At 72.5% G+C, this 13,266-nt stretch carries 10 protein-coding genes; all 10 read left to right on the forward strand.

Annotated elements, in window-relative coordinates; all coding sequences use genetic code 11:
• Positions 1-56 precede the first annotated feature (56 nt).
• The 10 genes from KUM40_RS25230 to KUM40_RS25275 are packed head-to-tail and all read left to right on the forward strand — an operon-like array spanning position 57 to position 13,262.
• A complete protein-coding gene (locus tag KUM40_RS25230) occupies positions 57-2,264 on the forward strand; it encodes a bi-domain-containing oxidoreductase (RefSeq protein WP_217168420.1) in 2,208 nt (735 codons plus the stop codon).
• Entirely contained in the window at positions 2,261-4,228 is a 1,968-nt protein-coding gene (locus KUM40_RS25235) for an alginate lyase family protein (protein WP_217168421.1), read from the forward strand. Before KUM40_RS25230 ends, KUM40_RS25235 begins: the two co-directional genes overlap by 4 nt.
• A gap of 8 nt (positions 4,229-4,236) precedes the next feature.
• Complete coding sequence (locus KUM40_RS25240) at positions 4,237-5,787, forward strand: right-handed parallel beta-helix repeat-containing protein (RefSeq protein ID WP_217168422.1); 1,551 nt, start codon at positions 4,237-4,239, stop codon at positions 5,785-5,787.
• 1 nt (position 5,788) lies between these two features.
• On the forward strand, positions 5,789-7,021 hold the full coding sequence (locus KUM40_RS25245; protein ID WP_217168423.1) for an O-antigen ligase domain-containing protein: 1,233 nt from the start codon (positions 5,789-5,791) through the stop codon (positions 7,019-7,021).
• Positions 7,022-7,023: 2 nt separating this feature from the next.
• The gene (locus KUM40_RS25250) at positions 7,024-8,265 is read left to right on the forward strand and encodes a glycosyltransferase (RefSeq protein ID WP_217168424.1); all 1,242 of its coding nucleotides are present in this window, start codon (positions 7,024-7,026) and stop codon (positions 8,263-8,265) included.
• The gene (locus tag KUM40_RS25255) at positions 8,262-9,512 is read left to right on the forward strand and encodes a class I SAM-dependent methyltransferase (RefSeq protein WP_217168425.1); all 1,251 of its coding nucleotides are present in this window, start codon (positions 8,262-8,264) and stop codon (positions 9,510-9,512) included. Before KUM40_RS25250 ends, KUM40_RS25255 begins: the two co-directional genes overlap by 4 nt.
• The gene (locus tag KUM40_RS25260) at positions 9,509-10,318 is read left to right on the forward strand and encodes a glucose-1-phosphate cytidylyltransferase (RefSeq protein WP_217168426.1); all 810 of its coding nucleotides are present in this window, start codon (positions 9,509-9,511) and stop codon (positions 10,316-10,318) included. Before KUM40_RS25255 ends, KUM40_RS25260 begins: the two co-directional genes overlap by 4 nt.
• Positions 10,315-10,962 carry a PIG-L deacetylase family protein gene (locus KUM40_RS25265; RefSeq protein ID WP_217168427.1) on the forward strand — a complete coding sequence of 216 codons (648 nt, stop codon included), beginning with the start codon at positions 10,315-10,317 and terminating at the stop codon, positions 10,960-10,962. The genes KUM40_RS25260 and KUM40_RS25265 overlap by 4 nt, the downstream gene beginning before the upstream one ends.
• 3 nt (positions 10,963-10,965) lie before the next feature.
• Entirely contained in the window at positions 10,966-11,991 is a 1,026-nt protein-coding gene (locus KUM40_RS25270) for an NAD(P)-dependent oxidoreductase (RefSeq protein ID WP_217168428.1), read from the forward strand.
• Entirely contained in the window at positions 11,988-13,262 is a 1,275-nt protein-coding gene (locus KUM40_RS25275; RefSeq protein WP_217168429.1) for a DUF4910 domain-containing protein, read from the forward strand. The genes KUM40_RS25270 and KUM40_RS25275 overlap by 4 nt, the downstream gene beginning before the upstream one ends.
• The last annotated feature ends 4 nt before the right edge of the window (positions 13,263-13,266 follow it).

The raw sequence follows: 13,266 nt of genomic DNA on the forward strand, positions 1-13,266 counted from the left end.
TGACAGTTCGGCGGCTTGACGGCGTAGAGAACGGCGTAGAGACAAGAGGACTTCGGGTGAAACAGGTTGTGCAGAACTACAAGAGCGGCGAGCTGGCGCTGCTCGACGTGCCGGTGCCGGGCTGCAAGCCGGGCGGTGTGCTGGTGCGGACCGCCTACTCGCTGATCTCCACCGGGACCGAGCTGATGAAGGTCTCCGAGGCCGGCATGTCGATGCTGGGCAAGGCCCGTTCCCGGCCGGACCAGGTGGCCAAGGTCGTGCAGAGCGTGGCCACCAACGGGGTGCCCGCCACGTACCGCAAGGTGATGGGCAAGCTGGACTCCTACACGCCGCTGGGCTACTCGCTGTGCGGGGTGGTCGAGGAGGTCGGCGCCGGGATCGACGACGTGAAGGTCGGCGACATCGTGGCCTGCGCCGGCAACGAGCACGCGCTGCACGCCGAGCTGAACTGGGTGCCGAAGAACCTCTACGCCCCAGTGCCGGACGGCCTCGAGCCGCGGCACGCGGCCTTCGGCACCGTCGGGTCGATCGCGTTGCAGGGCGTCCGCCAGGGCGAGTCGCGGCTCGGCGAAGTGGCGCTGGTCGTCGGCCTCGGGCTGATCGGGCAGCTCGTGGTGCAGTTGCTGGCCGCCTCGGGAGTCCGCGTGGTCGGCGCCGATCCCGACCCGGAGCGCTGCGGGCTGGCCGAGCGCCTGGGCGCCGCGGCCTGCGGCGATCCCGCGTCCCCGGCCGTGGCGAGCGCCGTCGCCGAACTCACCGGCGGTCACGGCGTGGACCAGGTGTACCTGGCAGCCGGCGGCGGCAGCAATCAGCCCGTCGAGCTGGCCGCCCAGTTGTGCCGGGACCGCGGCCGGGTCGTCGACATCGGCAAGTGCCGCCTGGACCTGCCGTGGAACGCGTACTACGAGAAGGAGCTCGACGTCCGGTTCTCCCGCAGTTACGGCCCCGGGCGCTACGACCCGGAGTACGAGCTGGAGGGGCGGGACTACCCGATCGGCTACGTGCGCTGGACGGAGCGCCGCAACCTGGCCTGCTTCCTCGATCTCGCCGCCCGGGGCCGTGTCGACGTGGGGCCGCTGGTCTCCCACACCGCCGACTTCGACGACGCCGTCGAGACGTACCGGAGCCTGAAGGACGGCGGCCTCAAGGCCGTGGCGGTGCTCTTCCGGTACCCCGGACAGCAGGCCGGTCCTGCGGCACCGGCACAGGCGCCGGTGGTGACCGTGCCCGCGGTCAACGTGCCCGCGGTCAACGTGAAGCGGAGGCGGACCGCCCGCACCGCGAGGACGCCGGTGCGCCTCGCGTTCGTCGGCGCCGGGAACTACGCGAGCTCGATGCTGCTGCCGCACCTGGCGCGGCGCGACGGCGTCGAGTTGTCCACGGTCGTCACCACGACGGCACTGTCCGCCGCCAACGCGCAGCGCAAGTTCGGCTTCGCCCGGGCCACCACCGATCTCGACGCCGTGCTCGGCGACACGTCGGTCGACGCGGTGTTCGTCGTCACCCGCCACAGCTCGCACGCCGAACTGACCCGGCGGGCGCTGCTGGCCGACAAGGCGGTGTTCGTGGAGAAGCCGCTGGCGCTCACCGGGGACGAACTGGCGGGCGTGCTCGCGGCGGTGGAGGAGTCCGGCAACGACCGGCTTCAGGTGGGCTTCAACCGCCGGTTCGCGCCGCTGCTGCGGGAGGCCGGAGAGCAGTTCGGCGCCCGCAATGGGCCGGCGCACGTCCGGTACCTGGTCAACGCGGGCCGGCTGGACCACGGTAGCTGGTATCTCCAACAGGGCACCGAGGGCTCACGGTTCGCCGGTGAGGGCGGGCACTTCATCGACACGGCGAGCAGGCTGCTGGGGGCCGACCCGGTCTCGATGTACGCGACCGCCACGCCCGGCAACGAGGACCTCCAGGTCGTCCTGCGCTACCCGGACGGGTCCACCGCCACCATCGCCTACGTCACCACGGGACCCGCCGGGTTCCCCAAGGAGACCCTGGACCTGGTCGCGGACGGCCGCGCGCTGCGGCTCGACGACTTCCTCCGCGCCGCCGTCTACGACGGCCGCCGCAAGCGGTGGGTCGGTCCGCGGCTGCCCAAGGCCCGGGACAAGGGGCAGGCCGCCGAACTGGCCGCGTTCGTCAGGGCCGTACGGACCGGCGGGCCGATGCCGGTGCCGCTCGAGTCGCTGGTCGCCACCACCGCGGCCACCCTCGCCGTACCGGCCTCGCTGGCAGCCGGTGCGCCGGTGACACTGGCGGGGGCGCGATGACCATGAGCGCGGGCTGGTACCTGCGACGGCTGTCCCGGATGGGTCCGCGGGAGGTCGGCGGCCGGGCGGGCGACGCGGTGCGCAGGCGGCGCTGGCGCTCGGCGCGCCCGGAGAGCCCGTCCGTGAGCGGCGCGCGGTTCACCGCGGTACTGCCCGCCCAGGCCGTCGCCGCGGTGCCGCCGGACGCCGCGAAGCGTCTGGTCGCCGAGGCGGACCGGCTGATGGCCGGACACGTCGAGTACTTCGGCGTGCTCCGCGACGACCTGACCGACCCGGACTGGTGGTACGACCCGAAGACCGGGCGCCGTGCCCCGTGGGGCTACGCCTTCGACGTGCCGTACCGGAACGAGGACGCGGTCGGGGACGTCAAGCAGATCTGGGAGCTGTCCCGGCATCAGTACCTCACCGTGCTCGCCGCCGCCTACGCGGTCACCGGGAACGAGCGGTACGCCGAGCGGGTGGCCGAGCACCTGCGGTCGTGGTGGACGTCGAACGCGCCGCTGCGCGGGGTGCACTGGACCAGCGGCATCGAGCTGGGGATCCGGCTGCTGTCCTGGGTGTGGATCCGGCGGCTGCTCGACGGCTGGCCGGGCGCGGCCGCGCTGTTCGAGGGCAACCCGGCGGCGCTGAACCAGATCTGGCACCACCAGCACTGGCTGGCCGCTCTTCCCAGCCGCGGGTCCTCGGCGAACAACCACGTCATCGCCGAGGCCGCCGGACAGTTCGCGGCGGCCTGCGCCTTCGGGTGGTTCCCCTCCTCGGAGCGCTGGCGGGCCGACGCGCTGCGGTCGCTGGAACGGCATCTGCGCAGCAACACCTTCGGCTCCGGGCTCAACCGCGAGCTGGCCACCGAGTACCACGGCCTCGTGCTGGAACTCGGCCTGGCCGCGGTGGCGGAGGCGGATGCCGCCGGTGTGCCGGTCCCCGCGTCGGTCCGGCTGGTGCTGCTGCGGATGACCGACGCGCTCGCGGCCGTCGTGGACGACCGGCTGCGGCCGCCGCGCCAGGGCGACGCGGACGACGGGCACGGCCTGGTCGTGGACGGCGCGGGCACCGACCGCTGGGCCTCACTGCTGGCCACCGGGGACGCCGTGTTCGGCTCGCTCCCCTGGTGGCCTACGGTGACCGGCACCGACGTGCGCACCGGGCTGCTGGCCGCGCTCATCCGGCCGTACGCGGACCGCGGGAGCGCCCCGGCCGTCCGGCGCCCGGCGAACCGGCCGGCCCACTTCGCCGACGCGGGGCTCACCATCCTGCGCGGTCCGGCGGGGATCTGGTGCCGCTGCGACGGTGGTCCGCACGGCTTCCTGTCCATCGCCGCGCACGCCCACGCGGACGCGCTGTCCGTGGAGGTCAGGCACGACGGCGTCGACGTGCTCGCCGATCCGGGCACGTTCTGCTACCACGGGCAGCCGGTGTGGCGGCGGTACTTCCGCTCGACCCTCGCTCACAACACCCTCCAGTTGGACGGCGACGACCAGTCCGTCTCCGGCGGCCCGTTCCTGTGGACCCGGCACGCCCGCAGCCGCGTCCTGGCGGCGGACGCGTCCGGCACCTCGGACCGGGGGGTGTCCCGCTGGTGCGCCGAGCACGACGGCTACGGACGCTCCGTGCACCGCCGCCGGGTGGAACTGACGGCCGCGAGCCGGGAGTTGCGGGTGGTCGACGAGGTGCGCGGCCCGCGCCGGTCCGTGCGCCTCGCGTTCCATCTCGGCCCGGCGATCACCGCGGACCTGGTGGGGAGCCGGGCGGTGCTCACCTGGGCCCGGGACGGCGCGGACCGCTCCGCGGTGCTCGACCTGCCCGGGCAGTTGTCCTGGCGGGCGCACCGCGGCGAGAGCGACCCGCCGCTGGGCTGGTACTCCCCCGGCTTCGGGCGCAAGGAACCCGCCACCACGCTGGTCGGCACCGGCTTCGCCGACGGCGCGGCCGGGTTCACGACCGTACTCAGGTTCCACGGCTAGGGGGGCGAGTGGGGATCAAGGGGCGGCACTGGGCATGGCCGGTGGCACCGCTGGCACTGGCCCTGCTGGCGACGGCCGGCTGCGACGGCACGCCGGACGCGCGGCCGGAGCCGACCGCCGAGCCGTCCACTTCCGGGGCGCCCTCCGCTTCCGGGGCGCGGTCCGTGGCCCGGGTGTGCGCCAAGCCCCCGGCCGGGCCGGCGAAGGCACCGGCGGGCGCGGTGACGGTCGACCCCGGCGTGACCGGTGACCTGGCCGCGAAGACCAAGAGCAGCCCCGCGAACACCACGTTCTGGCTCCGGCCGGGCAAGCACAGGCTCGCGCCGGACCGCTACGCCCAGGTCGTGCCCAAGGAGGGGAACACCTACCTCGGCGCGCCGGGCGCGGTGCTCGACGGGCGCAAGACCAACCAGTACGCGTTCGGCGGCAACGCCCCCGACGTCACCATCGGCCACCTGACCGTGCAGGGTTTCGTCGCGCCGCACGACGAGGGCGTGGTCAACCACGACTCGGCCGACGGGTGGGTGATCGAGCACTCGAGGATCCAGAACAACTCCGGCGCCGGACTGATGGCCGGTGCCCGCCAGCAGGTCCGCGCCAACTGCCTGCGCGACAACGGCCAGTACGGCATGAACGCGTACAAGGGCGACGGCCAACTGAAGGACCTGGTGGTCGAGGGCAACGAGATCGTGGGCAACAACACCGGCGACTGGGAGCGGCGGCGCCCGGGGTGCGGCTGCACCGGAGGCATCAAGTTCTGGGCCGTCGACGGCGCCGACATTCGTGGCAACTGGGTGCACGACAACCGCGGGACCGGGCTGTGGGCGGACACCAACAACAACGACTTCCTCATCGAGAACAACGTGCTGGAGTCCAACGACGGTGCCGCGCTGATCTACGAGACCAGCTACAACGCGGTCGTCCGGAACAACACGATCCGGCACAACAACTGGGTCGAGGGCCGCGAGAACACCGACGGCGGCGACGACTTCCCGTACGCCACCCTCTACTTCTCCGAGTCCGGCGGCGAACCGCGCGTCGAAGCCCGCACGGACAAGATCGAGATCTACCGGAACGTCCTGGAGGACAACTGGTCCGGGATCACCCTGTGGGAGAACGCCGACCGGTTCTGCAACAGCCCGGCCAACACCTCGTCCGGTGACTGCACGTTGCTGGTGGAGGACACCGACCGCTGCGCGCGCCCGGCGATCGCCAAGGCACCGCTGTACGACGACTGCCGGTGGAAGACCCAGCGGGTGGACATCCACGACAACCGCTTCGTCCTGGACAAGTCCGTCGTCGAGTGCGCGGCGAACTGCGACCGCATGGCGCTGCTGGCCAACTACGGCACCTATCCGGACTGGTCCCCGTACCAGGGCGAGCGGGTGGCCAAGGCCATCACCCTCCAGCAGCACAACCGCTGGCACGACAACGTCTACGTCGGACCGTGGAAGTTCGTCGCCCACGACCCGAGCCGGGTCCTCGACTTCGAGGCATGGCAGGGCGCGCCCTACCGGCAGGACGAGGGCAGCACCTTCCGTGGACGGGACGGTGGTTGAGATGGCGGTGGAGCGCACGCCGAAGCTGGTCGGGACGGTCTGGGGGCTGCTGGTCCTCAACACGCTCGGCTCCACGGGGGCGGAGACCATCGTCCCGCTGCCCCGCTCGCTCATCCAGATGGTCACCATGGGCGCGCTGGCCGTCGCGTTCACGCTGGCGCTCGCGATCAACCTGCGCCTGCAGGTGCGCGCCAGTGCCTACTTGCTGCTGCTCACCCTGCTGCTGGTACCGAGCCTGATCTCCAGCGCGGACCTGGACTCCGGGGTCGGCGCGCTGTTCCGCTGCGCCCGGCTGGCTCTCTTCGTCGGCACACTGTGGCTGCTCAGCCGCTGGTGGGACGGCAGTGAGACGTTCGTACGGCACCACATCCGGATGTACTTCTTCGTCCTGTGCTCGGTGGCCGCCGGCGCGCTCGTGTCACCGGGCGCGGCCATGCCCGACCGCTACGGTGGACGGCTGGTCGGCGCGCTGTGGCCGCTCACCCCGCCGCAGATCGGGCAGTACGCCGCGATCATCGTCGGACTCACCGTGCTGCTCGTTCTGGGCCGCAGAACCGACCGGCGCAGCGCCGCGATGGTCGTCGTGCCCTCGCTCGTCCTGCTCGTGCTGACCCACACCCGTACGGCCACGCTCGGTCTGCTCGTCGGTCTGACGCTCGCGATCGGCTCACTCACCCTGACCAGCGCCGCCGCCCGCCGGTTCTTCTCCTGGGCGGTGCTGTGCGCCGCGGTGGCCTCGGTGGCGTTCGCCTCCGCGCTGCACGCGTGGTTCCTGCGCGGCCAGAGCGAGGAGAACTTCAGCAATCTCACCGGCCGGGCCAAGGTCTGGGACGCTCTGCTGGCGGCGCCCCGGACGATCGGCGAGAAGGTGTTCGGCATGGGCCTGGGCGACAAGTCGTTCGACGGGCTGCCGATCGACAACAGTTGGCTGGCGGTCTACCACGAGCAGGGTCTGACCGGCGTCGCACTGGTGGCGGCGTTCTTCGTCGTGCTGGGCGGCGTCGCGCTGCTGCGGCCGCCGTCTCTCGCCAGGGCCTGCGCGATCTTCCTGATCAGCTACTGCGCCCTCGCGTCGTACACCGAGGCGGGCCTCGGCGACGCCTCGCCGTACCTGCTGCACCTCGCCGTGGCCGCCTCCCTGCTGGCGGCGCCCGCCGCGCCCGCGCTCCCGGCGAAGCCCGAACCGCCTCGACGGCGCGTCCCACGCTGGGCCCGGACCTCGGAGGTGACCTGAGCATGCACGTCCTCGTGGTGCACAACCGCTACGGCTCGGCGCAGCCGAGCGGGGAGAACAAGGTAGTCGACCAGGAGGTGGCGCTGCTGCGCGCGGCCGGTCACCGGGTCGAGGTGTTCGAGCGGCGCAGTGACGACATCGCCGCCCGCTCCCTGCCGGGCAAGGTCGCGGTGCCGCTGCTCGTGCCGTGGAACCCGGCGGTCCGCAGGGAGCTGGCCGCCCGGCTGCGCTCCGATCCGCCGGACGTGGTGCACGTCCACAACGTCTTCCCGCTGCTGTCGCCCGCGGTGCTGGCCGCCTGCGCCGACGCCGGGGTGCCCGCAGTCGCCACGCTGCACAACTACACCCAGGTCTGCCCGCCCGGCACGCTGCAGCGGGACGGCCGGCCGTGCACCGAGTGCGTCGGGTCGGCGCCGCTGCCCGCCGTGCGGCACGGCTGCTACCGCGGCTCGCGCCTCGCGACGGTGCCGCTCGCGGTGAGCCTGTCGGTCAACCGGCGGCGGTGGTGGTCCGGTGTGGAGCGGTTCTTCTGCATCTCCGCGGCGCAGCGCGACGTCCTGGTGCGGGCCGGCATGCCGGCCGAACGGCTGGCGGTGAAGCACAACTTCGTGCCCGACCCGGACGCCCGCCGCTCGGGCGCCGGTGAGCAGCTCCTCTATCTCGGCCGGCTCGCCGAGGCCAAGGGCGTACGGCTGCTCATGGCCGCGTGGGACGAGATCGCCGCGGGCGGCGGTGTGGGCGTGCCGCTCGTGATCGCCGGCGCGGGGCCGCTGGAGCGGGAGGTGACCGCGTGGGCGGCGGGCCGGGACGACGTGCGCCACGTCGGCCTGTACGACCCCGAGCAGTGCCGGCGGGCCATCGCCCGGTCGGTGGCCGTGGTGGCTCCCTCGACGTGGCTGGAGGCGTTCGGTCTGGTGGTCGTGGAGGCGATGGCGGCGGGGGTCCCGGCCGTCGCCGCCGGGCACGGCGCCTTCGTCGAACTCGTCGAGGACGGGGTGAGTGGACTGCTGCACCGGCCGGGCGAGCCCGCCGCGCTCGCGTCCGCTCTGCGCCGGATCACCGCCGACGCGGACCGCAACCGGGAGATGGGACGGGCGGCCCGGCGCCGTTACGAGCAGGCGTTCAGCCCGGCCGTCGGTCTTGAACGCCTGGTGGAGGGGTACCGCTGCGCGATCGCGGAGCGGTCGGCACCGGCTCGCGGCGGGGACACCCGTGCGAGCAGGGGGGATGGGGACAACAGATGACACGATGCCGACTGTGCGGCTCGGAGGCGATGGCGAGCGTCGTCGATCTCGGGGCGACGCCACCGTGCGAGAGTTTTCTCGCCGCGGACCAACTGGACCGGCCGGAGCCGGCGTACCCGCTGCACCTGCGGGTCTGCACCGACTGCTGGCTCGCGCAGCTACCGCCGCTGATCACCCCGGAGGAGACGTTCACGCAGTACGCGTACTTCTCCTCGTACTCGTCCTCCTGGGTGGAGCACGCGCGCACGTTCGTCTCCGACGCGGTGGGGCGGCTCGCTCTGGGCGCCGACGCCTTCGTGGTCGAGGTCGCGAGCAACGACGGTTATCTGCTGCGGCACCTGGTGGACCGGCAGATCCGCTGCCTGGGCATCGAGCCGTCGGTGAACGTGGGCGCCGCGGCGCGGGAGGCGGGGGTGCCCACGCTCACGGAGTTCCTTGACCCGGCCACCGGCTCGGCGGTCCGCGCCGAGCACGGCCCGGCCGACCTGGTCGTGGCCAACAACGTGTACGCGCACATCCCCGACGTGGTCGGCTTCACCAAGGGGCTGCGCGCCCTGGTCGCCGACGACGGCTGGGTCTCCATCGAGGTGCAGCACCTGCTGACCCTGATCGAGGAGAACCAGTACGACACGATCTACCACGAGCACTTCCAGTACTACACGGTCGCGTCCGCCATGCGGGCGCTGGCGAGCGGCGGACTGGCCCTCGTGGACGTCGAGTTGCTGCCCACGCACGGCGGTTCCGTCCGGCTGTGGGCCCGCCCGGCGGAGGTGGCCGGCGAGCCGTCCCGGCGGGTGGACCGGGTGCTGGACCGGGAGAAGGCCGCCGGGCTGCGGGAGCTGTCCGGGTACGCCGAGTTCTCCGCCCGGGTGGCCAAGGTGCGCCGGGACCTGTTGCGGTTCCTGATCGAGGCGGCCGAGCGCGGTGAGACGGTGGTCGGCTACGGCGCACCGGGCAAGGGCAACACCCTGCTCAACCACTGCGGCATCCGGCCCGACCTGCTCGCCTACACGGTCGACCGCAACCCGTACAAGCACGGCAGGTTCACCCCGGGCACCCGGATCCCGATCCTGTCGCCCGACCGGATAGCCGCCGACCGGCCGGACTACGTCCTCGTCCTCCCGTGGAACCTGCGGGCCGAGCTGGTCGAGCAGTTGTCCTTCGTGCACGCCTGGGGCGGCCGGCTGGTCTTCCCCGTCCCGGAACTGAGCATTGTCGAGGCCGCGTCTCGAGAGGTCACAGCATGAAGGTCGTACTGTTCTGCGGCGGTTACGGGCTGCGCATGCGCGCCGGAGCGTCCGACGACATGCCCAAGCCGATGGCGATGGTCGGCCCGCGGCCGCTGATCTGGCACGTCATGCGCTACTACGCGCACTTCGGGCACACCGAGTTCATCCTGTGCCTCGGCTACGGGGCCCACCACATCAAGGAGTTCTTCCTCAACTACGAGGAGACGACGTCCAACGACTTCGTGCTGCGCGGCGGTCGCACCGAGCTGCTGTCCACCGACATCGCCGACTGGACGATCACGTTCGCGCAGACCGGCATCGAGTCGCCGATCGGGGAGCGGCTGCGCCGGGTGCGGCAGCATCTGGACGGCGACGAGATGTTCCTCGCCAACTACGCCGACGTGCTCACCGACGCCCCGCTGCCGGAGATGATCGACCGGTTCGCCCGGCGCGACGCGGGTGCGTCGATGATGGTGGTGCCGCCGCAGTCCTCGTTCCACTGTGTGGACCTGGGCGAGGACGGCCTGGTGGGGGGCATCACGCCGGTGAGCGAACTGCCGCTGTGGGAGAACGGCGGCTACTTCGTGCTCCGCCAGGAGGTCTTCGACCACATCCCTCAGAACGGGGACCTGGTCGCCGACGGCTGCGCCCAACTGGCCAAGCGGGGGCGGCTGGTGGCCCACCAGCACCGCGGCTTCTGGAAGCCGACCGACACCGTGAAGGAGCGGGCCGCGCTCGACGACGCCTACACCCGGGGCGAGCGCCCGTGGGCCGTGTGGGAACGAGGCGGCGCGGGTGCGGACGCCGGGGCGAGGACCGCGTGATCCGGCTCGGCGCGGGGCGCCTTGACCGGATCGTCGCGGTGGGCGCGCACTGCGACGACATCGCCATCGGCGCCGGCGGCACGCTGCTGACGCTGTGCCTGGCGCGGCCGGGTGTCCGCGTCGACGCGCTGGTGCTCTCGGGCGGTGGCGGCGAGCGGGAGCAGGAGGAGCGGGCCGCGCTCGCCGCCTTCTGCCCGGGCGCCGACCTGCGCCTGACCGTGCACAAGCTGCCGGACGGGCGCCTGCCCGCGCACTGGGAGGAGGCCAAGTCCGCGGTCGAGGAGCTGCGTAGGCTCACCGAACCGGATCTCGTCCTGGCGCCGCGTACCGATGACGCGCACCAGGACCACCGCGGCCTGGCGAAGCTGATGACCACGGCGTTCCGCGACCATCTCGTGCTCCGCTACGAGATCGTCAAGTGGGACGGGGATCTCGGGCGTCCGACGGCGTACCAGCCGCTGTCGCCAAAGATCGCCGAGCAGAAGGTACGGCTGCTGCAGGAGCACTACCCCTCGCAGCGGCACCGGCCCTGGTACGACCGGGAGGCCTTCCTCGGCCTGGCCCGGATCCGCGGCATCGAATGCCACGCGCGCTACGCCGAGGCGTTCGCCGTCACCAAACTCACTCTCGACCTGGGGGAATGAACCTTGCGCGTACTGCTGACCGGGCACCAGGGCTATCTGGGCACCGTGATGGCCCCGGTCCTCGCGGCCGCCGGGCACGAGGTCGTCGGCCTGGACGCCGGCCTGTTCGCCGACTGCGTGCTCGGCCCGCCGCCCGCGGACCCTCCCGGGCGGCGGGTGGACCTGCGGGACGTCACGGCCGAACACGTGGCCGGGGTGGACGCCGTCATCCACCTGGCCGCGCTGTCCAACGACCCGCTGGGATCGCTGGCACCGGAACTCACCTACGACATCAACCACCACGCGTCCGTGCGCCTGGCCCGGCTGGCCCGCGACGCCGGGGTGCAGCGCTTCCTGTACGCGTCGACGTGCTCGGTCTACGGCGCCGCCGGCGGCGGCGACCTGGTGGGCGAGGACGCCCCGTTGCGCCCGGTGACGCCGTACGCGGAGTCCAAGGTGCGGGTGGAGGACGACCTGCACGCGCTGTCCGACGGTGACTTCAGCCCGGTGTACATGCGCAACGCCACCGCCTTCGGTCACTCCCCCAGGCTGCGCGCCGACATCGTGCTGAACAACCTGGTGGGCCACGCTCTGCTGTCCGGCGAGGTGCTTGTGCTCTCCGACGGCACCCCGTGGCGCCCGCTGGTGCACGCCGCCGACATCGCGCGGGCCTTCACGGCGGCGCTGACCGCGCCTCGGGAGGCGGTGCACGACCGGGCGTTCAACATCGGCAGCGAGGTCAACAACGTCACGGTCGCCGAGATCGCCGGGCAGGTCGCCGAGGCGGTGTCCGGCTCGAAGGTGGTGATCACCGGCGAGACCGGCGCCGATCCGCGCTCGTACCGGGTGGACTTCTCCCGGTTCCGCGACGCGATCGACGGCTTCGACTGCGAGTGGACGGTGAAGCAGGGCGCGCTCGAACTCGCCGACGCCTACCGGAAACACGGGCTGACCCGGGAGGACTTCGAGCGGCGCTTCACCCGCCTCGCCGTACTGCGCGCGGCCGCCGAGTCGGGCGCCGTCGACGACACCCTGCGGTGGCGCCGATGACCGAGGCGGGCGAGGAGATGTACGCGCTGGTGGAGCGGTTGTACCCGCTGTGCCGGAGCATCACCGGCGACGGTGTGCGCGCCACCCTGGAGATCGTCGACGAGTACGTCCCGCTGCAGGTGCACGAGGTGCCGACCGGGACGCGGGTGCTCGACTGGACGGTGCCGCAGGAGTGGAACATCCGCGACGCGTACATCGCCGACGCCACCGGGAGGCGGGTCGTCGACTTCGCCGCGTCCAGCCTGCACGTGCTCGGCTACAGCGTGCCGGTGTCGGCGACCATGCCGCTGTCCGAACTGCGCGCGCACCTGCACACCCTGCCGGACCACCCGTCCTGGGTGCCGTACCGCACCAGCTACTACCGGCCGGACTGGGGGTTCTGCCTGGCCCAGGAGACCCTGGACGCGCTGCCGGACGGCGAGTACGAGGTGCGGATCGACTCCACCCTCGCCGACGGCCATCTCACCTACGCCGAGCACGTGGTCCCCGGGCAGGTCCCCGACGAGGTGATCGTCTCCTGCCACGTCTGCCACCCGTCGCTGGCCAACGACAACCTGGCGGGCATCGCGGTGGCGGCGTTCCTGGCCCGGGCGCTGGCGGAGCTGACGCCGTACTACACCTACCGGTTCATTTTCGCGCCCGGCACCATCGGGGCGATCACGTGGCTGGCCCGCAACCGGGAGCGGGTCGAGCGGGTCAAGCACGGTCTCGTGCTGGCCTGCGCGGGCGACCCCGGACAACTGACGTACAAGCAGAGCAGGCGCGGCGACGCGGAGATCGACCGGGTGCTGCGGCATGTCCTGTCCGCGTCCGAACGCCCGCACCGGGTCTCCGAGTTCACGCCGTACGGCTACGACGAGCGGCAGTACTGCTCGCCCGGGTTCGACCTCGGCGTGGGCTCGCTCACCCGCACCCCCTACGCCGGCTATCCCGAGTACCACACCTCGGCGGACGACCTGGACCTCGTCTCCCCCGAGGCGATGGCGGACACGCTCGCCGTCTGCCGTGAGGCGTTCGCCCTCCTCGACCGCAACCGGCGCTACGTCAACCTCAGCCCCTTCGGCGAACCGCAGTTGGGCCGGCGCGGGTTGTACGACTCCCTCGGCGGCCGCAGCGACGCGAAGCAGGCCCAGTTGGCCATGCTGTGGGTGCTCAGCCTCTCCGAAGGCGGGCACAGTCTCCTGGACGTCGCCGAGCGCTCCGGGCTGCCGTTCGACGCCGTCGCCGCCGCGGCCGACGCCCTGCACGGCGCCGGGCTGATCAAGGCATGACGCC

The organism is Streptomyces sp. AC512_CC834, assembly GCF_019049325.1.
Taxonomy (GTDB): Bacteria; Actinomycetota; Actinomycetes; order Streptomycetales; family Streptomycetaceae; genus Streptomyces.